This is a genomic window from Kitasatospora sp. NPDC034533 (assembly GCF_055575155.1).
The window spans coordinates 22,226-43,838 of the sequence record NZ_JBVITE010000070.1 but is presented as its reverse complement, the minus strand read 5'-3'; the positions used below and the strand labels follow the sequence as shown (position 1 = coordinate 43,838).

Genomic DNA, 21,613 nt, shown 5'->3' with positions numbered 1-21,613 from the left:
CCCCCCTCCCCCCCCCCTCCCCCCCTCTCCCCCCCCCCCCCCCCCCCCCCCCCCCCCCCCCCCCGCCCCCCCCCCCCCCCCCCCCCCCCCGCCCGATGCCCGCCCCGCCCGGTGCCCGGTCAGCCCAGCAGCGCGGGCAGTTCGGCGATCGAGCCGAGCACGTGGGTGGCGCCGTCGGCGCGCAGCCGGGCCTCGTCGTGGGCGCCGGTGAGGACGCCCGCGACCACAGAGGCGCCGGCCCGGGTGCCGGTCAGCATGTCGTAGCCGGTGTCCCCGGCGACGGCGATCTGCCGGACGGAGTCGGTGCCGGTGCGCAGCAGCGCGGTGAGCACCATGTCGGGGTACGGGCGGCCGCGGCCGGCCGCGGCGGGGCAGAGGGTGAGGTCGGCGATCGACCGCCAGCCGAGGGCGTCCAGGATGCGGTCCTGGGTGGCCCGGGAGAAGCCGGTGGTGAGGGCCACCTTGCGGCCCCGGCCGCGCAGTTCGGCGATGGCCTCCTCGGCGCCGGGCAGGGCGGCGCAGTGGCCGGCGTCGACCAGGTCGTGGTAGGCGGCCTCGAAGGCGGTGTTGGCCTGCTGGGCCTTGTCCTCCTCGCCGAACAGGTGCCGGAAGACGGAGATCTTGGACTCGCCCATGGTGGCCCGGACGTGGGCCAGCATCGGGTCGAAGTCCGGGCTGCCGGCCTCGACGCCGAGCTTCGCGGCGGCGGCGGTGAAGGCCTGCTCGACGAGGCCGTCGTCGGCCACGGTGGTGCCGGCCATGTCGAGGACGACCAGGCGGATGTCGGTGGTCACGGGGGTTCCTTACAGGTTGGCGAGGTCGGCGGTGGTCTCGGCGATGGCGGGCGAGCAGGTCATGCCCCGGCCGCCGGGGCCGGTGACCAGCCAGACGCCGTCGCGCACGCGCTCGCGGTGGACGACCCGGGTGGAGTCGACGCACTGCGCGTACACCCCGGCCCAGCGGCGGCGGATTCGGGGCAGCGGGCGGCCGAGCAGGTCCTCGACGACGCCCGCCAGGTGGTCGTACGGGTCCTCGACGACGTCGAAGCCGAACGGCTGGTCGTACTCGTGGGTGTCGCCGATGGTCAGGCCGCCGTCGCACCGCTGGACCATCAGCAGCTGCATCCTGTGCTCGGCGGCGACCGGAGGCTGGGGCTGGGTCTCGCGCAGCCGGTCCAGGGCGGTGCCGGCGAAGGCGGGGTAGTAGCGGAAGCTGTCGCCGTCGGCGACGGAGGTGGTCAGGGTCTCGCCGAGCGGATCGGTCTGCATCATCTGGAGCCGGACCCGGCGCACCGGCAGTTCGGGGGCGAGTTCGCGGACGAGGCCGCCGAGCCAGGCGCCGGTGCACAGGACGACCAGGTCGCCGGTGTGGACGTCGCCGTGGTCGTCGCGGACGGCGTTCTCGCCGATCACCTCGCGCACCTCGCGCCCGGGCAGGAAGGTGTACCGGCCGGTGGACTCCAGGTGCCGGCGCAGCGCGGGCTGGGCGGTGCGGGGCTCGACGGCGGCGTCGCGCCCGCACCACAGGGCGCCGAGCAGTTCGCCGCGCAGGGCCGGGTTGGCGGCGCGGGTCTCGTCCGGGTCCAGCAGCTTGTAGCCGCGGGCGGCGGCGTCGGGCAGGGTCAGGGCCTGCTCGGCGACGGCCAGTTCGGCTTCGGTGCGGATCGCGGTGAGCGATCCGTTGGCCCGGAAGCCGAGGTCGGGGACGCGGGCGCCGATGGACTCCCACAGTTCGCGGGCGCGCAGCGCGGTGTCCAGTTCCTCGCCCTGGGCCCGGCCGCTGACCCAGACCAGGCCGAAGTTGCGCACCGAGGCACCGCGTGCCTCGGTCTCGCGCTCCAGGTGGACGACCTCGTGGCCGCGTTCGACTGCCTGCCAGGCGTGCATGGTGCCCAGCACGCCCGCTCCTACGACGATGACTCTCATGCGTCCAGGCTGGTGCGCCCAGGTGTCCCAGGGGCGTCGCCACGCCGTCCCGCAGATGAACCACCCGGGAAGTTGTACAGACAACCCATCGGGCTGTCAGGGCCGGACCACCCGCGCGCGCAGGTAGTTGCGCCGCCCGAAGTTCGGCTCGTCCACCGCCGTCAGCTCCTCCACCTGGAAGCGGTAGAGCGCCGCCGCGCCGCCCCCGGTGAGGAACTGCCGCCGGGTCTCCTCGTCCCGCGCGAAGGCCGGGTACCGCCCCTGGTACGCGGTCAGCGCCGCCTCGGCCTGCCGCCCCCAGGCCTCGCTCGCGCTGCCGGTGAGCTGGAGGCCGCGCAGCTGCTCGCCGAAGACCGGCGGCGGCAGGAAGACGGTGGCGGCGGCCCGGGCCTCCTCGGCCAGGTGGTGGCTGTGCCGGGTGGAGCGCTCGCTCACGAAGTAGAGGACGAGGTCGTCGTCGTACGCGAAGAAGGCCAGGTTGGCGTGCGGGCCGTGCTCGTGGCCGGCGGTGGCGAGGGTGAGCACCATGGCCTCCGCCAGCAGTCCCTCGACGCCCTTGTGCAGCAAGTCGCCCGGCCAGTCCCCCTGCGTGATGTCGAGTCGGTACGGCATTCGGCACTCCCTCCGCTGGCACGCCCGGCGCCCTCGCGCCCCGAGCACGACTGAGCCGGGCGGGCGCCCCCCGAGGGAGGCCCCACGCCCGGCTCACATGCTCCACCCGCCGTCCGAAACCGGACAAGGGGCGGCCGCCCGGAAATCCGTGCTACCGCGCCCGGTGCGACGCGTACCCGCGGGTCACCACCGGCAGCGAGCCGGGGCCCAGCAGCGGGCGCAGCGCGCCCGACCGCATCCGGTCCACCAGCGGCCCGCAGCGCGCGACCAGCGGTGCCAGCAGCAGGGCGACCAGGGCGCCGACCAGCGCGCCGACCGCCACGTCGTGCGGGTAGTGCACGCCGACCCAGACCCGGGAGGCGGCCATCAGCGCCGCGAACACGGTGGCGACGGCGCCGAGCCGCCGGCCGGCGAACCAGAGCGAGACCGCCGCGGCGAAGGCGATCACCGAGTGGTTGCTCGGGAAGGACCAGTCCCCGGTGCCCGGGCAGGTCTCCAGCGAGACGCTGCCGGGGATCTGGGCGCACGGCCGGAGTTCCTCGACGGAGTCCTTGAACACCGAGTTGACGGCGTAGGCGACGACCACGACCACCGGCGAGGCCAGCACCTTGGCCATGGTCACCGAGTCCGCGCCGCGCGCCCGCCACCAGGCGTAGAGCATGAAGACCGCGAACAGGCCGAGGCCGATCGCGGACCAGACCTTGATCAGCTCGTCCAGCCAGTGCGGGGCCGACTGCGCCCAGCCGTTGACCCGGGTGTACAGGCTGCCGTCGATGCCGCTGCCGTCGTACACGGCGAGCGCCCGGGAGGACATCACACGTCACCTCCGTGACGCCGCGCCTTACGGGCGCGGAACAGTTCGAGAACAATGGGGAGCACGGAGACAACTACTACCAGACCGATGATCGGCAGCAGGTACTGGTCGATGCCCGGGATGGACGAACCGAGCCCGTACCCGGCGAGCACCACGCCGACCGTCCACACCGCGCCGCCGGCCACCTGCCAGAGGGTGAACGAGCGGACCGGCACGTCCAGTACGCCGCAGAGCGGATTGAGCACCGTCCGGACCACCGGGATGAACCGGGCGAGCACGATCGCCTTGCCGTGGCCGTACCTGGCCAGCAGTTCCTCGGCCCGCGCCACGCCCTCCAGCAGGCTCCTCCGGCCGCTGCGGCGCAGCAGCGCCCGCCCGCCGCGCCGCCCGACGAGGTAGCCGACCTGGGCCCCGACCAGCGCCCCGGCCAGGGCGGCGGGCAGCACCTGCCACAGCTCCAGTTGCGGGCCCTTGGTGGCGCCGGGCACGCAGAGCAGTCCGGCGGTGAACAGCAGCGAGTCGCCGGGCAGGAAGAAGCCCACCAGCAGGCCGGTCTCGGCGAACAGCACCACGGCGATGCCGAGCGCGCCGAACGCGGCGAGCAGTGAGGACGCGTCCAGCGGGTTCACCGCGAGGTGAACGGCCGGATCGGCGAGGAACTGGAGCAAGGCCGACGGACCTCCCGTACGTTGGAGGGCGGTTCGCACCGAACCCGCCCGAACCGTCTACAGTGCCGTAGACGGTCTACATGACTGTAGACGAAACTTGGAGGAAGCGCCGCCATGCCCGACGTACCGTCCGCCCGCCGGCCCGCCGGGGAGCTGGAGGCCGAGGTACTGGCCGCCCTCTGGTCGGCCCGGCAGCCGATGACTCCGCAGGACGTCCAGGCCGCGCTCGGCGGCGAGCTGGCCCGCACCACCGTCGCGACGATCCTGGCCCGGCTCTTCGACAAGGGGACGGTCGAGCGCACCCGGGCCGGCCGCGCCTACGCCTACACCCCGACCGTCCAGGACACCGCCGGGCTCGCCGCCCGCCGGATGCACACCGAACTCGGCCGCGAGGCCGACCGCTCCACCGTGCTGGCCCGCTTCGTCTCCGACCTCTCCGCCGAGGACGAGCAGCTGCTGCGCGACCTGCTCGGCGACGGCACCCCGGGGGCGGGCCTGCCCGGAGCGGCCGACCGATGATGCTCGCCGTCTGGGTCCCGCTGCTGCTGCCCTTCCTGGCCGCCCCGCTGGCCCGCCGCCTCGCCGAGGCGCTGGCGCCCCGGGCCGCCGCCTGGATGCTGGCCGGCACCGCCGCCGTCCTGGCCGGCGGCACCCTCTGCTCGCTCGCCCTGCTGGCCGCCGCCGGTCTGCTCCAGCTCCCGCCGGTCGCCGCCCTCGGCCACCTCTCGCTGCCCTGGCTCACCGCGGCCGCGCCCGACGCCCCCTTCGCGGCCGCCCTGGCCGCCCTGGCGCTCCTCGCGCTCGGCGCGCTGGCGGTGCGCACCGCCCGCCGGCGCACGCGCGAACTGCGCGCGGCCCGGGCCGCGCTGCCGGGGCCGCTCCATGCCCCGCCCCCGGACCGCGGCCACCGCGCGGAGCCTGCGGACAACCGCGCCCCGGGCCTCGTTCCGGACCACACGGAGGACCACACCGAGGAGCGCACCGAGGAGCGCACCGCCGTCCGGACCGGCGCCCGTCGGGCCGGCCGCGCCCCCTCCCCTGCCCAGCATCCGGACATGCGCCCCCCGCACGCCTCCGTGCGCCGGACGCGCCCCACCGACCGGCTGGCCGCCCTGCTGCGGCCCGTCGACCACCCCCTGACCGTCCTCGACGACGAGCGCGCCGACGCCTTCGCCCTGCCCGGCCGGCTGGGCCTGCCCGGCCGACCGGGCGAGCCCGGCCGGATCGTGGTCACCTCCGGGATGCTGCGCGCCCTCGGCGGCCCCGAGCGCGCCGCGCTGCTCGCCCACGAACGGGCCCACCTGACCGCCCGCCACCACGTGTTCCTCGCCCTCGCCGAGCACGCCGCCGGTATCCACCCGGCCCTGCGCCCGCTGCGCGCGCCGCTCGGCTACCACCTGGAACGCTGGGCCGACGAGGTCGCCGCCGCCCGGGTCGGCGACCGCGCCGTGACCGCCCGCGCGGTCGGCCGGGCCGCCCTGGCCGCGAGCCGGTCCCCCTGGCCGGCCCGCCCCCGGACGGTCGCCGCCGCCCACTCCGGCCCGGTCCCGCGCCGGGTCGCCGCCCTGCTCCAGCCCCGCCCGGCCGCCACCCCCGGCACCCGGCTGCGGGCCGCCGCCGTGGCCCTGGCCGCCTGCCTGGCGCTCAGCACCGGCGCCGCCCTGGAGGCCACCGCCGACCTGCACCACACGGTGGAAGCCGCCCAACAGGGGCCCGGCGTCCAGCACTGACCCTCCCGCCCCCCGGGCCGGTCGCCGGCGGCCCGGCCGGGGCACCTCCCACCGGCTCTCCGGCCCCTCCCCTCGACCGCCCGCCGGTGGGCACCCGCCCCGGCACCCGGCCCGCATTCCATACGTCCGGTATGCCGACTTGCCCGACCCCGTCCCCAGCGGCGCACCACACCCGTACGCTTTCGTCAGCGCGTCGGCCCCGGCGCGTCCTCGAACGGCGGCGAGGAGCGATGCGAGTGCGGCAGACCGGACGGCAGTCCCGACGGCCAGAGCGCCGCACCCCGCCGAGCGCCGCGGAACTGGCCAGGGTCCACGACCGCGCCCTGGCCGACGCCGCCGCCCGCGACCTGGCCGTTCCTCCCTTCGGCGAGGAGGACGGCGGCCCCGGCCGACTCGCCCCCCGCCCCGAGATCGGCGACTCCTGGGCCCGGCTGCGCCGCCTGGGCCTCGACCCCGACACCGGCGCCGCCGCCCCCCTGCTGGGCCCCGGCGAAATAGAACAGCGCCGCCGCGCCAGCGGGCTCGACACCGTCATGCCGGTGCTCCGCGACACCCTGCTGGAGACGGGCGGCGCCTCCCCGCTGCTGCTGGCCATCGCCGACGCCGAGGGCCACGTGCTCTGGCAGGAGGGCGAGCGCGGCCTGCGCCGCAGCGCCGACCGGATCGGCTTCATCACCGGCGCCCGCTGGATCGAGGAGAGCGTCGGCACCAACGGCATAGCGGTCGCGCTGCGCGCCCGGCGCCCGATGCACGTCCACTCCGCCGAGCACTACCTGCGCAGCCACCACTCCTGGACCTGCGTGGCCGCCCCGATACGCGACCCCGGCACCGGCCGGCTGGTCGGCGCCATCAACCTGAGCGGCCCGGCGCACAACGTCCGCCCGTACCTGCTCCAGCTCACCGCCACCGCCGCCCGGCTCGCCGAGACCGAGCTGCGCGCCCACCGGCTGGAGGCGCTGCACCAGCTGCGCGCCCTGGCCGCTCCGCTGCTGGCCCGGGTCGGCGGCCCGGCCCTGGTGGTGGACGCGGCCGGCTGGACGGCCGCCGCGGCCGGGCTGCCGCCGCCCAGCCGGGTGCGGATGCCCAGCGAGGGCTGGACCCCGGCCGCCGTGCACTGGGTGCCCGGGCTCGGCGAGTGCCTGCTGGAACCGCTCGCCGACGGCTGGCTGGTGCGCCCGGTCCGGACCCCGCCGGAGGACGGCTCCGGCACGGTGACCGCCGAACAGGCCGAGGGGGCCCGGCTCCGGCTCGACCTGCGCCGCCCGGACCGCCCCGAGCTGTCCGTCCGGGGCGCCGCCGACAGCTGGTCGCACCCGCTCAGCCCGCGCCACGCCGAACTGCTGCTGCTGCTCGCCACCGCTCGCGAGGGCAGCACCGCCGCCCAGCTCGCCGAGGCGCTGTTCGGCGACGCGGGCCGGACGGTGACGGTCCGCGCCGAGCTGTCCCGGCTGCGCCGCTACCTGGGCGGGCTGCTGGCCCACCGGCCGTACCGGATCGCCGAGTCGGTGCTGGTCACCGTGGACGGCCCGGACGACCCGTACGACCTGCTGCCCGCCTCCTCGGCCCCGGCCGTCCGGCGGCTGCGGGCCGAGCTGGCCGCGGGGACGGCCCGGCTGCCCGGCTCGCCGCCCCGCCGGCCGCTGCGCGCGCCCGGGGACCGGGAGCGCCGCTGACGCCCGGCTGCGGCGCCGCGGCGCGGCCCTGCCGTGACGCCGTCCCGCCGTTCGGTGCCTCAGCCGCTCGCGAGCAGCTCGGCCAGCTCGGCGTCGGTGGGCCCACAGCTGCGCTCCCGCTCCTCGGAGACCAGCGCGTAGGTGCGGTCCAGCCAGGCCTGCACCCGGGGCCTGGAGGCCTCCAGCAGCGCGCTGCCGTGCGGGGATTCGAGCGCCAGGTGCAGCGTCGAGCCGTGGCACGGGCAGGAGGCCGGCCACAGCTTGACGTCGCCGTGGCCGCTCAGCGCGTGCAGGCCGTCGCGCAGCAGCTCGCGCGAGAACACCCAGTCGGCCTCGTCCGGCCGCCCCAGGTGGAAGGTCAGCAGCACCTCGTACGGGCGCGCGGCGTCGAACCGGAACCGGGTGCGCACATCCCCGACCACCTCCTCGCCCAGCGAGATGCGCAGCGTCAGCACCTCCTCCACCGCCGCCGGAGCGGCGGTGGAGCCGTCCCCATCGCCGCCCGTGGGGGTGGCGGCGAGGGGTGCACTGGAGGCTGCTGACAGCGGGTCGGGCGGCATGACGGTCTCTCCGGGACGGCGTGGGATGCCCTCAGCCTGCGCCACCTCCGACCGGCCGGGCAAGGGTTGCAAGGAGGTTGCAATAATCCCCCTCCGGGGCAACCGCCCCTTACCGCGCTTGTCAGACAGATCGTCAACTTCCGTACGGCGAAGGGGTGTCCACGAAGTGGATACGAGCCGACCACGATGCGGTCACCCGCTGGTACGCTCTCCCCCTCCCCGCGCGGGCCCGCGGCGGAACGGCCCTCGACCACCCCCGACGGCCGGATCGGGACCCGGCGACGGCGCGTGGGAGAATACGGCGACGCGACGGCGGCTTCGGGGAGGAGGGGTCCGGTGGCTGTGCGCGAGGACACCGCGCGGGACGTGCGGCACGAGCCCGCACCACACGGTCGGCACGGTCGTCCGCGACCGTTCGGCGGCTGGTTCCGGCTGCCCACCGTGCGCTTCTCCGGTGCCGCGATGGCGATGTCCACCGTGGTCGGCATCAGCATCGCCACCACCCTGCTGCTCAACGAGCAGCAGGGGATCGGCCGCCGGGACGGCGTCGCCCGGGTCGGCACCACCCCGCCACCCACGCCGGGCGCCGGCGACCAGGCCGAGGCGGTCTCGGCGCAGACCCCGGCCGGCGGCGCCTCACCGTCCGACCGCGGTGCCGCGGGCCGCCCTTCGACGGTCCCCTCCGCCCACCCCTCGGCCGCCGCGACGGCGGTGGCCACCGCGCCCGCGCCCCGCACGACGGCCCCGGCCGCGCCCCTGACCGGCGGCCAGGCCTCGACCGGCCAGGAGACCGGCCAGGACGCGCCGCACTCCGGCGCCCTGCTCGCCGGCACCGAGCCGGACGGCCGGGCCCCGAGCGGCCCGTCGCCCTCCCCCTCCGCCGCTCCGGCCACGACCGACCCCTCGCTCGCCGCCCCGGCACCGCCCCGGCCCGGTGCCCGGCCCACCAGGCCCGGCCACCCGGCGCCGCCCGCCGGCTCCCACCACCCGGCGCCACCGCCCGCCGCGCCCGGGCCGGACGGCGCCGACGAGGCCGGCGCCCCGGACGCGGACTCCCTGCCCGGCATCCCGGCCCCGGACTCCCTGCCGGACGCCCCGGGCTCGTCCTCCTGGCCCGGTCCGGACTCCCCGGCCGGCCCCACCGATCCCCCGGACGCTCCGGACACCGACCGCGCGCTGTCCGGCACCGCCGTGGCCTCCCCGCTCGGCCCGGCCGGGCTGCGGCACCGGCTCACCCTCGACGTGACCGAGCGGGTCACCGCGTTCCAGGCCGAATTCCGGCTCGCCCCGGCCGAGTTGGCCCCGGGCGCCGGCACCGTGTGGACCGACCTGCCGGACGCCGTGGTGACCGTCCAGCAGGAGCGCGGCACCCTCGTCCACCGCTTCACCACCCCGCCCGGCGTCGACGTCCGGCCCGGCCACTACACCTTCGCCGTGCGCGGCGCCCGTCCGGCGGCCGAGCCGTCCGCCGGGGTGCGCAAGGCGGCCCCGGCGGAGAACTGGAGCGTCTCCGCCTTCGCCCTCGACCACCCCCGGGCGGTCGCCGCCCTCGGCGGCTTCGGCCAGGCAGCGGCGCAGCCCGACACCGCGACCGCCACCTCCTCCACCTCCTCCACCATGGCGCGCTGACCGGCCGGCGGTCGCAGGTCGCTGCCGTACGGCGCTGCCGTTCGTCACTGCCGTTCTCCGCGGTCGTACGTCACGGTCATCCGACGATCCGACAGTCGGCCGTTCGGACGGGCGCATCGCCGTACCCTCGTTCGTTACTGTGGGCAGCACCCGGCCCGGAGCCCCCCGACGGGCCCGGCCGGGCCGCCGTTCCGCACCCGAGGAGGAGTCCGTGTCCACCGTCCTGACCCAAGGCGGCAACGCACCGCTGACCGCCGCGCGAGTGACCGTCGAGGTCAGCGCGCCCAAGGCGCTGGACGTCTCCGGCCTGCTGCTGACCGACGCCGGCAAGGTCCGCTCGGACGACGACTTCGTCTTCTTCAACGCCCCGAACGGCCCCGGCGTCAGCCACCACCCGGCCGCCCTCGGCACCCCGGACGCGATCACCGTCGACACCCGGGCCGTCCCGGCCGGCATCAGCAAGGTCGTGGTCACCGCGAGCCCCGCCGACCAGGTCTCCACCTTCGCCGGGATGGAGCCCACCGCCACCGTCCGCGACGCCGACACCGGCGAGGTCCTGGTCACCTTCACCCCGCCCCGGCTGGGCCTGGAGACCGCGCTGATCGTGGTCGAGGTCTACCGGCGCGGCGGCGCCTGGAAGGTGCGCGCCGTCGGCCAGGGCTACGCCAACGGCCTCGCGGGCATCGCCACCGACTTCGGCGTCACCGTCGACGACTCCCCGGCCACCGCGGCCCCGGTCACCCCGCCGACCCCGGCCGCCCCGCCGGCTCCGGTCACCCCTCCCCCGCCGCCGGCGGCCCCGACCCTCCAGTTCCCCACCCCGCCGAGCGCCCCTCCCGCACCGCCCGTCGCACCGCCCACCGCCCCGCCCGCCCCGGCGGTCGACCCGCGGATCGCCCTCGCCACCGGCCAGACCACCGTCCCGGCCATGCCCCCGGCACCCCCGGCACCTCCGGCACCTCCGGCCGCACCCGCCAAGGTCACCCTGGACAAGGGCCGGGTCAACCTGGTCAAGGGCAGCTCGGTCTCGCTGGTCAAGAACGGCCGCCCGTTCCTCTCCTCCGTCCGGATGGCCCTCGGCTGGAAGTCCGCCGCCCGCGGCCGCGACATCGACCTGGACGCCTCCTGCCTCGCCTTCGACGCCGGCCACAAGCGGCTGGAGACGGCCTGGTTCATGAAGCTGAACATCTTCAACGGCGCGATCTCCCACTCCGGCGACAACCTGGTCGGCGGCGAGGGCAGCGACGACGAGGTGATCACCGTCCACCTGGAGGGCCTGCCGGCCGAGGTCCACGGGCTGGTCTTCGTGGTGAACTCCTTCTCCGGCCAGAAGTTCACCGAGGTGCGCGACGCGTACTGCCGGCTGCTGGACGCCCGGACGGAGGAGGAGCTGGTCCGCTTCGACCTCACCAACTCCCAGCCGCAGACCGGTGTGGTGATGTGCAAGCTGGTCCGCCGCCCTGGCGGCGAGTGGGAGATGACGGCGCTCGGCGAGTACGTCGACGGCAAGACCGCCCGGGCGATGGTCGAGCCCGCCGCCGCGCTGCTGTAGCCGCCGACGTCACCTTCACACCCGGCGAATTCACCCTCCTGAGGCATCAAGTCGTCCACACGGCGACTCGATTGACTCTCAGGGGGGTGAATCGCACTCTCCCCCGCACCCCGAGGAGGAGAGCCGTGCCACGCTTCCTGTCCCGCCTCGCCGTCGCCGGCACGGCAGCCGTGCTCGCCGCCGGGCTGATCTCCCCGACCACCGCCCAGGCCGCCGCCCCTCCGGGCACCCGCGCCGGCGCACTGCGGTGGGTGGCCCTCGGCGACTCCTACACCGCCGGCGTCATCGAGGCCACCGGCGACGAGACCGCGCCGCTCGACGGCTGCGCCCGCACCGTCGGCTCCTACCCCGAGCTCATCCGCCGCGACCTCGGCCCCCTGGTCGACCTGCGCGACGTCAGTTGCAGCGGCGCCACCACCGAGAACGTCTACGCGAGCAAGCTGTCCCCGCTCGGCCGCCCGCTCCCGCCGTTCGGCACCGACCCGAACGCCCCCTACCCGCCCGTCCCGCCGCAGATCGACGCCGTCGGCCCGGACGCGGACGTCGTCACCGTCGGCATCGGCGGCAACGACCTCGGCTTCGCCGGGATCCTCAAGGACTGCATCGAGCTCGGCGCCACCCACCTCGGCCTCGGCACGCCCTGCAAGGACAAGTACGAGGCGAGCCTGCCCGGCCGGATCCAGCGGCTGAGCGGCGACTACGGCGCCATGCTCGACGCGCTGCACTCCAAGGCCCCGTCCGCCCGGGTGATCACCGTCGGCTACCCCCACCTGATCCCCGAGAGCGCGAACCTCTGCCAGTTCGGGAACCTCCAGCAGTTCGGCACCTTCACCACCGGCGACCTCGCCTGGGCCCGCACCGCCGTCCTGGAACCGCTCAACGGGGTCATCGCCGCCCAGACCGCCCGCCACCAGGACACCTTCGTGGACCTCTACCCCTCCACCGCCGGTCACAGCGTCTGCGACGCCGACCACTGGCTGGACGGCGTGCTGACCAGCGTCATCCCCCTCAAGTACGCCGTGGTGCACCCCAACGCCGCCGGCCAGGCACACACCGCCGCCCTGGTCGAGGACGCCGTCCTCGGCGGCTGACCGGCCGACGGTCACGTCCGACCACACGTCATGTGCCGTGTGTCGTCGGCGGGTTGCTACTCCTCGATCGCCCCGCCGACCCGCCGCAGGTGCTGCCGGAAGGTGTACGAGGGGTCGGCGGCGCGGCGCTCCAGGTACTCGTCGAAGGCGGTCTGCCGGCGCAGCGTGTCCCCGGAGGCGATCCGCCCGGCCTGGGCGCGCTCGGTGCGGGCGATCGCGCCGGCCGCCTCCAGCACCTCGGCGACCCGGTCGGCGGGCACGAACAGCACCCCGTCCGCGTCGGCGAACACCACGTCCCCGGCGCTCACCGGGTGCGGCCCGAACTTCACCGACAGCGGCGCCTCCGGCTCCCGGTCGTCCAGCCGCACCGGGCCGAGCGGCAGCGCGCCGTAGCTGAACACCGGCAGCCCGATCTCCACCAGCTCCGGGGTGTCCCGGTGCAGCCCCCACACCACGATCCCGGCCACCCCGGCGGCCCGGGCCTCCAGGACGGCGAGGTCCCCGATGCAGGCCTCGTCCGTCCGCCCGCCGTTGTCGATCACCAGCACGTCCCCGTCCCGGGCCGCCCCGTACGCCTCCAGGAAGACGTCCACGCTCCCGTAGTGCCGCACCGGCAGCACCCGCCCCGCGACCCGGCTCCCCGCGACCACCGCGCCGACCCCCACCGGCGCCACCCGCAGCCCCACCCCGAGCCGCACGCAGGCGTCCGCCACCAACGGCGTGGACAGCTCCGCGAATTCCTTCAGCATCCCCAACTCCTCTCGCCGACGACCAAGTTCACCAGCTCAGGATCCTATGCCGGGCCTCAAACTCACACCATCGAGTGAAAGTCCGCCGTATACGGCATAGCCCCGCTGATCAGCGAACAGCGTGACGGCCACCTGAAGGAGGGGCATCATGAGTGCTGTGGCGCATGAGCAACCGATCACGGGCTCCCCATCGCAGGCCGACATCCTGCTGGAGAGCTTCCTGAGCCTGCACTCCCCCGAAGGCTTCCGGGCCGAGCTCATCGAGGGAGAGATCATCGTGGCACCACCGCCGGACGGCAGGCACGAGTACTACTTCGACCTGCTGATCGACGAGGTGAAAGCCAAGTCCGCGATCCGCATGCAAGGTTCCGGCAACAAGGGGCTGCGGCTGGCCAGGGGCGGCCTCTGCCCCAAGAACTACGTGATCCCGGACCTGACCTTCGCCCCCCGGGATCTCGACCTGTTCTGGGACGCCCCGCCATGGATGGACCCGGACGGGGTCGCGATGGTCGCCGAGATCACCTCCAGCAAGCCCGACCAGGACCGTATCGTCAAGCGCCACTGCTACGCGCGTTCCGGCATTCCGCTCTACCTCCTCGTCGACCGCGAGAAGTCGCAGGTCAGCCTCTTCAGCAGGCCGCACCGTGAGGAGTACACCGAGGTCCACCTGGCAGCCTTCGGTGAGCCGCTCACCCTCCCCGCGCCCTTCGACTTCGAGCTGGACACCAAGTTCTTCGCCCGCTCCTAGGCATGCGCGACGGCCCGCACCCCCCGTCAGGGGTGCGGGCCGTGGTCTTGCGGGCGCCGGGTCAGCCGCGGGTGGCCATGGCGCGCAGGAAGAAGGTCAGGTTGGCCGGGCGCTCGGCGAGGCGGCGCATGAAGTAGCCGTACCACTCCTGGCCGTACGGGAGGTACACGCGCATCGTGTTGCCCTCGCCGGCGAGGCGCAGCTGCTCCTCCGGGCGGATGCCGAACAGCATCTGGTACTCGAAGGAGTCCCGCTTGCGGCCGTTCCACTGGGCCAGCTGGCCGGCGATCTTGATCATGTTGGGGTCGTGCGAGGCGATCATCGGGTAGCCCTCGCCCGCCATCAGGACCTTCAGGGCCCGGACGTACGCGAGGTCGACCTCGTGCTTGCCCTGGAAGGCGACCGACTCGGGCTCCTTGTAGGCGCCCTTGCACAGGCGCACCCGCGAGCCGGGGCCGGAGAAGTCGCGGCAGTCGGCCTCGGTGCGGCGCAGGTAGGCCTGGAGCACGACGCCCACCCAGGGGAAGTCCTCCCGCAGCTCCCGCGCGATGGCGAGGGTGGAGTCGGTGGTGGTGTGGTCCTCCATGTCGAGGGTCACCGTGGTGCCCGCGTCGGCGGCGAACTCGCAGATGCGGCGGGCGTTCTCCAGCGCGATCTTCTCGCCGTCCACCGGGAGGAACTGGCCGACGGCCGACAGCTTGACCGAGACCTCGGCGCCGGCCGCGAGGCCGGTCTCCTTGAGGGCCTTGAGCAGGTGCTCGTAGGCCTCGGCGGTGCCGGCGGCCTGGGCGGCGTCCTGGGTGTCCTCGCCGAGGTGGTCGAGGGTGACCTTGCGACCGGTGGCGATCAGGTCGTCGGTGGCGGTGACGGCGTCGTCGAGGACGTCGCCGGCGACGAAGCGCTCGACTATCGCGTGGGTCGGCGGGAACTTCTCGACCACGGTGCGGACCTGCGGGGACCGGGAGGCCGCGAGAAGGGCGGAACGGAGCATCGTGACTCCTGGAGCTGGTGTTTCCAAGGATGGCAGAGGGGCCGGGACGGCGGCATCCGGGGTGCCGCGCGGCGCGCCCCGGGAGGGGCGGCGGTGGGCGACGGGTGGGAGGGGCCGCCGCCCCGGCGGGCGGCGCCCGGCTGCGGGACCGGGCGTCGCGGGGTGACCGGTGGCTACGGGACGAGCCGGCCGGCCGGAGGGGCTGGTCAGCCCATGTGCGGGTAGCGGTAGTCCGTCGGCGGGACGAAGGTCTCCTTGACCGAGCGGGTGGAGGTCCAGCGCGCCAGGTTCTGCTTGGCGCCCGCCTTGTCGTTGGTGCCCGAGGCCCGGCCGCCACCGAAGGGCTGCTGGCCGACGACGGCGCCGGTCGGCTTGTCGTTGATGTAGAAGTTGCCGGCCGCGAAGCGCAGCTTGTGCATCGCGTCCTGGGCCGCGGCGCGGTCCTGGGAGATGATCGAGCCGGTCAGGCCGTAGGCCGACACCGACTCCATCTGGGCCAGCATCTCCTCGTACTTCTCGTCCTCGTAGACGTACACGGCGAGGATCGGGCCGAAGTACTCGTCCTTGAAGTACTCGCTGGCCGGGTCCTGGCAGACCAGGACGGTCGGGCGCACGAAGTAGCCCACCGAGTCGTCGTAGGTGCCGCCGGCCAGGACCTCGACGGAGTCGTCGGCGTGGGCCCGGTCGATGGCGGCCTTGTTCTTGGCGAAGGCGCGCTCGTCGATGACGGCCGACATGAAGTTGGACAGGTCGGTGACGTCGCCCATGGTGAGGCCCTCGACCTCGGCGGCGAACTCGTCCTTGAGGTCGGCCCAGATCGACGCCGGGACGTAGGCGCGGGACAGCGCCGAGCACTTCTGGCCCTGGAACTCGAAGGCGCCGCGGGTCATCGCGGTCTTCAGGACCTTCGGGTCGGCGGACGGGTGGGCGACCAGGAAGTCCTTGCCGCCGGTCTCGCCGACGATCCGCGGGTAGGTGCGGTAGCCGGAGATGTTGTTGCCGACCTCGCGCCACAGGTGCTGGAAGGTGGCGGTGGAGCCGGTGAAGTGGATGCCGGCCAGCGCCGGGTGCTTGAGCGCGACCTCGGAGACGGCCAGGCCGTCGCCGGTCACCATGTTGATGACGCCCTTGGGCAGGCCGGCCTCCTCCAGCAGCTGCATCAGCAGGTGCGCGGAGTACTGCTGGGTCGGGGACGGCTTCCACAGCACCACGTTGCCCATCAGCGCGGGCGCGGTCGGCAGGTTGCCGGCGATCGCGGTGAAGTTGAACGGGGTGATCGCGTAGACGAAGCCCTCCAGCGGGCGGTGGTCGCTGCGGTTCCACACGCCGTCCGAGGAGATCGGCTGCTCGGCCATGATCTGGCGGGCGAAGTGCACGTTGAAGCGCAGGAAGTCGACCAGCTCGCAGGGGGTGTCGATCTCGGCCTGCTGGGCGGTCTTGGACTGGCCGAGCATGGTGGCGGCGGCCAGGGTCTCGCGCCAGGGGCCGGCCAGCAGGTCGGCGGCCTTGAGGAAGATCGCGGCGCGGGAGTCGAAGGAGAGCGCCTGCCAGGCCGGGGCGGCGGCCAGGGCAGCGTCGATGGCGTCCTGCGCGTCGGCCTGGGTGGCGTTGCGCAGGGTGCCGAGCCGAGCCGCGTGGTTGTGCGGCTGGACGACGTGGATCTCGGTGCCGCCGCCCATCCGGCGCTCACCGTTGATCGTCATGGTCAGCTGGACCGGCTCCTGGCCGCCCAGCTCCTTCAGCTTGGCCTCCAGACGAGCCCGTTCCGGGCTCCCGGGGGCGTAGCTGTGGACCGGCTCGTTCACCGGCGCGGGGACCTGGGTCACAGCGTCCATAGAGCGCACGCTCTCCTTCGTTCAGTGCGGGGGGATTGCCGGCGCGGGTCACGCACCGGCCACAGCACGAACGCTATTCCTGGCCACCGGGCCACTTGATTGGCCGGGCGGCTAAATTCCCCCGTACGGCGTTGTCCGGCCCGACGAACCGGGTCACGTCCCGGTCACGAACCACCCCCTGGCGCCCCACGCTTCACACCTCCCCGCACCACGTCGCGCCTCCGGGCTCACGCCCCCGGCGCCCGTCACCGGCTCGCACGCCGGCGCCCCCCGTCCGGCCGCACGCCACCGCGCCACCCCGGCGCGCGGCAGGGTACGGGCGCGGGGGCGCGGGCCTGCCCGACGGCGTACGCCGGAGGGATCTCTGTCCGATCGGCTAAAATCGACGACAGACCGTTGTCCGAGCGGATGAAGGAGGACCGGCGTGACCACCCCCGGCCTGCCGCTCCGTCAACTGCTGATGTCCCTCGGTGAACCGCTGGTCGAGCTACAGGCCGCCCCGCAGGGGCTGGACGTCCCGGTGCGCGACGTCGCGATCCTCGACCCGGAGGACCCGCCGACCGCCGCCCCCGGCGAGCTGGTCCTCGCCATCGGCGCCCGCGGCCGCGCGGCGCTGCCCGCCCTACGCGCGGCCGGCCGGGCCGGGGCCGCCGCCGTCGCCGTCAAGCTGGACGGCCCCGGCCAGGCCGACGCGCTGCGCGAGGCCGCCACCGACGCGGGCGTCGCGCTGCTCTCGGTGCGCCGCGAGACCCGCTGGGAGCACCTGGACTCGCTGGCCCGCGCGATCATCGCCGGGCCGGACGCCCCGGACGCCCCCGGCGCCCCCGAGCCCAACGCGGGCGACCTCTTCTCCCTCGCCCAGACCGTCGCCGTGCTCACCAACGGCATCGTCTCGATCGAGGACACCTCCAGCCGGGTGCTGGCGTACTCCCGCTCCTCCGACTCCGACGAGGTCGACGACCTGCGCCGGCTGTCCATCCTCGGCTGGCAGGGCCCGGAGCCGTACCTGTCCAAGCTCCGCGAGTGGGGCATCTTCCAGCACCTGCGCAGCTCGGACACCCCGATCGCGGTCGAGCCGCACCCCGAGCTGGGCCTGCGCCGCCGTCTGGCGGTCGGCATCCGGGCCGGGGCGCAGCCGCTCGGCACCATCTGGGTGCAGGAGGGCGCCCAGCCGCTGGCCCCGCTGGCCGAGCAGGCCCTGGTCGGGGCCGCCCGGGTCGCGGCCGCCCAGCTGGTGCGCCGCCGCCGGGAGCTGTCCGCGGACGTCCGGCTCACCCAGACCCTGCTCACCGGCCTGCTGGAGGGCTCGACCGGCCCCCAGTCGCTCGCCACCCACCTCGGGCTGGACCTGCGCCGCCCGGCCACCGTGCTGGCCTACAGCGCCCGCACCACCGACGCGCTGCACCGCGCCGACGTCATCGGCCTGATCTCGGTGCACACCGCCGCGCGGCACCGCACCGCGCTGCTCGCCCCGATCGAGTCCCGGGTGTACGTGCTGCTGCCGGAGCTCCCGGCCGGACTGCCGATGGCCACCGTCCGCGGCTGGGCCGCCGAGGTGGTGACGGCCGCCCGGGACCACCTCGGCGTGCCGCTGCGCGCCGCGATCGGCTCGACCGTCGACGGCCTGGCCCAGGTGCCCGACTCCCGCGCGCAGGCGGACCGCATCCTGGACGCGATGGGCCGCGGCGGGGTGGACCTGGACGTCGCGGCGCTGATCGACGTCCAGGCGGAGGTGCTGGTCAGCGAGGTGCTGGCGCTACTCCAGGAGCACACCGGCCTGCGCGACCCGCGGCTGACGGCGCTCACCGAGTACGACCGCCGGCACGGCACCCGGCTGGCCGAGTCGGTGCTGGCCTGGCTGGACGCGCTCGGCGAGGTCCGGGTGGCCGCGGACGCCCTGCACATCCACCCCAACACCCTGCGCTACCGGGTGCGCCGGGCCGAGCAGTTGACCGGCATCGACCTCGCCCAGCCGCAGCAGCGGCTGCTGGCGATGCTGCAACTGCGGCTGCCCGCGGACGAGTAGTCCACGGGCAGCCGGATTGCCGACGTGCCGTCAGGCGCCGTAGCCCTGGCCGCGCTTGTGCTCGTTCAGCCGGCGCCACGGGCCGCTGATGGCCAGCTGGATGCCCGGCTCCTGGATGTTGGCGAACAGGGTCTTGCCGTCGTCCGAGAAGGTCACCCCGGTGAACTCGCTGAACTCGGGCTTCTCGGCGCTGCCGATGTTCAGCTCGTTGCGGGCGATCGGGTAGACCAGCCCGTCCTCGGTGGCGCCGAACAGGTGCGAGATGCCGTTGCCGTCCTCGGCGATCACGATGCCGCCGTACGGCGAGACGGTGATGTTGTCCGGGCCGTCGAAGTTGTCGTGGTCGCCCCAGACGTCGTTGTTGACGCCCAGCAGGACCTTCAGGGTGATGGTGCGGCGGTTCGGGTTGTAGAACCAGACCTGGCCGTCGTGCTGGACCGGGCTCTCCGAACGGGCGTAGCTGGAGACGAAGTAGAAGCCGCCGTCACCCCACCACATGCCCTCCAGCTTGCGGGCGCGGGTGACCTCGCCGTCCTTGAACTGCTTGCGCACCGAGACGGTCCTGGCGTCGCGGTCCTGGACCTTGACCCAGTCCACGCCGTAGGTGGTGCCGACCTTGGTGGCGCGGGAGAGGTCGTCGACGAACTTGCCCTGGGCGTCGAAGACCTTGAAGGCCTCCAGCACGCCGGCGTCGTCGGCCAGCTTGCGCAGCTTGTGGCGGCCGTGCTTGAAGCCGGCCGGCGGGGTCCAGCGGAAGAGCAGGCCGTTCGGGTTCGAGGCGTCCTCGGTCAGGTAGACGTGGCCCTTCTTCGGGTCCACCACGACGGCCTCGTGCGCGTAGCGGCCGAAGGCCTTGATCGGCTGGGGGTCGCGGTTGTAGTCGTCGTCGAACGGGTCGACCTCGAAGACGTAGCCGTGGTCCTTGGTGAAGCCGTTCTTGCCGGCCTTGTCCTCGGTCTCCTCGCCGGACAGCCAGGTGCCCCACGGGGTCACGCCGCCGGCGCAGTTGGTGGCGGTGCCGGCGATGCCGACCCACTGCTCGACCGAGCCGTCCCGCTTGGCGTGCACGATGGTGCAGCCGCCGGCCGCGCCCGGGTCGTAGACGTGGCCCTCGATCAGCGGCACCGGGTGCGGCCAGTTGGCGCGGGCGCCGGCCAGCTCGTGGTTGACGACCATCAGGTTGCCGCCGCGCTCGTCCTCGAAGGCGGAGGTGCCGTCGTGGTTGCTCGGGGTGAACTCGCCGCTGCGCAGCCTGGTGACGCCGGCCCGGTTGAGGACCTTGTACGAGAAGCCCTTCGGCAGGGACAGCAGCCCGGCCGGGTCCTGGACCAGCGGACCGTAGCCGACGGCGGTGCCGGCGGCCGAGTTGGTCCCGGCGGACGCGGCGGCCGGGGCCTCGCCGCCGGCCGGGGCGGCGATCGCGCCCGGGGCGCTGGCCAGCGCCTCGGCACTGCCGGCGATCAGCACGCCGGCCCCGACGACGGTGGAACGGTTGACGAAGTCCCGGCGGGACAGCGACATGGCAGCAACTCCTGAAGGATGAGCGGGAGCGTCGGTGCGGGATGCCGACGCCCAGCAGGCTCCGCCGGTCGGGTGAACCAGGCGTGACGGCCGGCTCACGTCGAGGCGGCCATTTGCCGACCGATGACGTTCACATGACCAGTGCTTTACCTGGCGCCCGTCGGGCCTCCTCCCCCGTCGGCGCCGCGCCGCCCGTGGACACCCCGCTCCGGGGGCCACGGTCTCCGGCGCCTTTGTCGCGGACCTCCCCTCAGCGCCGCGCCGCCCGCCACTGCTCCCAGGCCGACAGCCACAGCTGTTCGGCCAGCCGCTGCTCCTCCCAGACGCCCGCCCCGCCACCGCCCGGCCGCTCCCGGAGCAACTGCTCCCAGGCCCGCTGCGCCGGCAGGCTCGCCACCTCGCTCGCGAACACCGTGTACCGGACGACCTCCTCGACGGCCGCCGCGCCCTCCTCGGTGCCGACCAGCCAGTGCGTCTGCTGGGAGAGCCGGGTGAGGTGGTTCACCATCGAGGTCACCGCCGCCACGGCCTCCTCCCGGGTCTCGGTGGCCAGCCGCATCTGCTGGCGCACAGCCGCCTCCCAGCGCACCGCGCCGACCTCCCCGCGCAGCCCGCGCGGCAGCCTCGGCGTGCGCCCGACCCGCACCTGCGCCTCGATCGCCGCGGACTGCGCGACGGTCTGCGCGATCAGCTCCCGGTGCGCCTCCATCCCGACGACGGGCGGCAGTTCGCGCTCCTCGACCGGGACGCGGTCGGCCCGCCGGGCGGCGAGGTCGCGCAGCAGCTCGGTCCGTCCGCGCAGGTAGCGCTCGAAGTCGCCGATCGAGCCGAGTTCCACGGCTCCGGGGGCGACCCCGCGCCCGCACACCGTCACCGTGAGCCCGCCGACCCGCAGCCGCCCGGCCCACACCGGCACCGGCCCGTTCGCCAGGCCGGTGCCGGGGCCCGGCACCGGCCGGTCCTCGTGGACCTCCACCGCGCGGGGCTCGCCGTCCACCGTGATCCACTCGCGCAACGCCCGGACCCGGCCCGGCCCGTCGCCCTCGTCGATGCCCGACTGCTCGTAGAGGCGGTCCCGTTCGTCCTCGACCAGGTCCTCCAGCTCGGGCAGCCGCTCGCCCCGCTCGGCCCCCGGCCGGTAGGTGCGCACGGTCAGGTACGGGCCGGCCGCCGAACGCCAGTCCCCGCACTGGACCTCGACCCAGCGCAGCTCGCCGGCGGACGTCTCGAAGGCGGCCAGCGCGGCGCCGGCGGGGGCCGGACCGGCGGCCGCGCCGTACACCGGGAAGTCGGCTGCCGCCAGGGTCCGGCGGGAGAACTCCTCCTGGTCGGCGAGTTGGTCGGCGAACCGGTCGGTGAGCCGGCTGTCGGGCCGCCCCTCGGACCGGCTGTCGGAGCGGCCCTCTCCCTGCTCCGCCGTCCGGCCCTCGCCCTGCTCCCCCGACCGGCCGGCGGATGGGCCCACCCGTCGGTCCGCGAGCCACTCCGC

19 protein-coding genes are annotated in these 21,613 nt (G+C 74.9%); 8 read left to right on the top strand and 11 right to left on the bottom strand.

What is annotated here, in order from left to right; translation table 11 throughout:
* Window positions 1-119: 119 nt before the first annotated feature.
* The 5 genes from ACZ55U_RS33230 to ACZ55U_RS33210 all read right to left on the bottom strand — a co-directional run bounded on the left by ACZ55U_RS33230 (window position 120) and on the right by ACZ55U_RS33210 (window position 4,019).
* Window positions 120-794, bottom strand: coding sequence for a phosphonatase-like hydrolase (locus ACZ55U_RS33230; protein WP_465532219.1), 675 nt, complete (start codon window positions 792-794; stop codon window positions 120-122).
* Window positions 795-803: 9 nt separating this feature from the next.
* Entirely contained in the window at window positions 804-1,925 is a 1,122-nt protein-coding gene (locus ACZ55U_RS33225) for a TIGR03364 family FAD-dependent oxidoreductase (RefSeq protein ID WP_465532217.1), read from the bottom strand.
* A 96-nt stretch (window positions 1,926-2,021) separates the two neighbouring features.
* A complete protein-coding gene (locus ACZ55U_RS33220; RefSeq protein WP_465532215.1) occupies window positions 2,022-2,537 on the bottom strand; it encodes a pyridoxamine 5'-phosphate oxidase family protein in 516 nt (171 codons plus the stop codon).
* A gap of 151 nt (window positions 2,538-2,688) precedes the next feature.
* A complete protein-coding gene (locus tag ACZ55U_RS33215) occupies window positions 2,689-3,351 on the bottom strand; it encodes a phosphatase PAP2 family protein (RefSeq protein ID WP_465532213.1) in 663 nt (220 codons plus the stop codon).
* The gene (locus ACZ55U_RS33210; RefSeq protein WP_465532211.1) at window positions 3,351-4,019 is read right to left on the bottom strand and encodes a DedA family protein; all 669 of its coding nucleotides are present in this window, start codon (window positions 4,017-4,019) and stop codon (window positions 3,351-3,353) included. The genes ACZ55U_RS33215 and ACZ55U_RS33210 overlap by 1 nt, the downstream gene beginning before the upstream one ends.
* A gap of 114 nt (window positions 4,020-4,133) precedes the next feature.
* Between ACZ55U_RS33210 and ACZ55U_RS33205 the strand changes: the two genes are divergently transcribed.
* The 3 genes from ACZ55U_RS33205 (at window position 4,134) to ACZ55U_RS33195 (ending at window position 7,422) form a co-directional block, all read left to right on the top strand.
* Window positions 4,134-4,538, top strand: a complete 405-nt coding sequence (locus ACZ55U_RS33205) for a BlaI/MecI/CopY family transcriptional regulator (protein WP_465532209.1) — start codon at window positions 4,134-4,136, stop codon at window positions 4,536-4,538.
* Window positions 4,535-5,749 (top strand): M56 family metallopeptidase, encoded by a 1,215-nt coding sequence (locus ACZ55U_RS33200; protein WP_465532207.1) that lies wholly within the window; start codon window positions 4,535-4,537, stop codon window positions 5,747-5,749. The genes ACZ55U_RS33205 and ACZ55U_RS33200 overlap by 4 nt, the downstream gene beginning before the upstream one ends.
* Window positions 5,750-5,979: 230 nt before the next feature.
* The gene (locus ACZ55U_RS33195; RefSeq protein ID WP_465532205.1) at window positions 5,980-7,422 is read left to right on the top strand and encodes a GAF domain-containing protein; all 1,443 of its coding nucleotides are present in this window, start codon (window positions 5,980-5,982) and stop codon (window positions 7,420-7,422) included.
* Window positions 7,423-7,481: 59 nt separating this feature from the next.
* On the opposite strand, the gene ACZ55U_RS33190 is transcribed toward ACZ55U_RS33195, so the two are convergent.
* The gene (locus ACZ55U_RS33190; RefSeq protein WP_465532203.1) at window positions 7,482-7,982 is read right to left on the bottom strand and encodes an SsgA family sporulation/cell division regulator; all 501 of its coding nucleotides are present in this window, start codon (window positions 7,980-7,982) and stop codon (window positions 7,482-7,484) included.
* A gap of 336 nt (window positions 7,983-8,318) precedes the next feature.
* On the opposite strand from ACZ55U_RS33190, the gene ACZ55U_RS33185 reads away from it, so the two are divergent.
* The 3 genes from ACZ55U_RS33185 (at window position 8,319) to ACZ55U_RS33175 (ending at window position 12,254) form a co-directional block, all read left to right on the top strand.
* The gene (locus ACZ55U_RS33185) at window positions 8,319-9,611 is read left to right on the top strand and encodes a hypothetical protein (RefSeq protein WP_465532201.1); all 1,293 of its coding nucleotides are present in this window, start codon (window positions 8,319-8,321) and stop codon (window positions 9,609-9,611) included.
* 223 nt (window positions 9,612-9,834) lie between these two features.
* A complete protein-coding gene (locus ACZ55U_RS33180; protein ID WP_465532223.1) occupies window positions 9,835-11,163 on the top strand; it encodes a TerD family protein in 1,329 nt (442 codons plus the stop codon).
* 125 nt (window positions 11,164-11,288) lie between these two features.
* Window positions 11,289-12,254 (top strand): SGNH/GDSL hydrolase family protein, encoded by a 966-nt coding sequence (locus ACZ55U_RS33175; RefSeq protein WP_465532199.1) that lies wholly within the window; start codon window positions 11,289-11,291, stop codon window positions 12,252-12,254.
* A 56-nt stretch (window positions 12,255-12,310) separates the two neighbouring features.
* Here the strand turns inward: ACZ55U_RS33175 and ACZ55U_RS33170 are convergent, their stop codons facing one another.
* A complete protein-coding gene (locus ACZ55U_RS33170) occupies window positions 12,311-13,003 on the bottom strand; it encodes an RraA family protein (protein WP_465532197.1) in 693 nt (230 codons plus the stop codon).
* Window positions 13,004-13,151: 148 nt separating this feature from the next.
* Here ACZ55U_RS33170 and ACZ55U_RS33165 point away from each other — a divergent pair, with 148 nt between their 5' ends.
* Entirely contained in the window at window positions 13,152-13,751 is a 600-nt protein-coding gene (locus ACZ55U_RS33165; protein WP_465532195.1) for a Uma2 family endonuclease, read from the top strand.
* A gap of 61 nt (window positions 13,752-13,812) precedes the next feature.
* Here the strand turns inward: ACZ55U_RS33165 and ACZ55U_RS33160 are convergent, their stop codons facing one another.
* Both ACZ55U_RS33160 and pruA read right to left on the bottom strand, forming a co-directional pair.
* Complete coding sequence (locus tag ACZ55U_RS33160) at window positions 13,813-14,742, bottom strand: proline dehydrogenase family protein (RefSeq protein WP_465532193.1); 930 nt, start codon at window positions 14,740-14,742, stop codon at window positions 13,813-13,815.
* Window positions 14,743-14,948: 206 nt separating this feature from the next.
* Window positions 14,949-16,577 (bottom strand): L-glutamate gamma-semialdehyde dehydrogenase, encoded by a 1,629-nt coding sequence (pruA, locus tag ACZ55U_RS33155; protein WP_465532191.1) that lies wholly within the window; start codon window positions 16,575-16,577, stop codon window positions 14,949-14,951.
* 424 nt (window positions 16,578-17,001) lie between these two features.
* On the opposite strand from pruA, the gene ACZ55U_RS33150 reads away from it, so the two are divergent.
* The gene (locus ACZ55U_RS33150) at window positions 17,002-18,603 is read left to right on the top strand and encodes a PucR family transcriptional regulator (RefSeq protein ID WP_465532189.1); all 1,602 of its coding nucleotides are present in this window, start codon (window positions 17,002-17,004) and stop codon (window positions 18,601-18,603) included.
* Window positions 18,604-18,633: 30 nt separating this feature from the next.
* Here ACZ55U_RS33150 and ACZ55U_RS33145 read toward each other — a convergent pair whose 3' ends face one another.
* A complete protein-coding gene (locus ACZ55U_RS33145) occupies window positions 18,634-20,124 on the bottom strand; it encodes an alkaline phosphatase PhoX (RefSeq protein WP_465532187.1) in 1,491 nt (496 codons plus the stop codon).
* Between the two features lie 250 nt (window positions 20,125-20,374).
* Window positions 20,375-21,589, bottom strand: coding sequence for a hypothetical protein (locus ACZ55U_RS33140; RefSeq protein WP_465532185.1), 1,215 nt, complete (start codon window positions 21,587-21,589; stop codon window positions 20,375-20,377).
* Window positions 21,590-21,613: the final 24 nt, after the last annotated feature.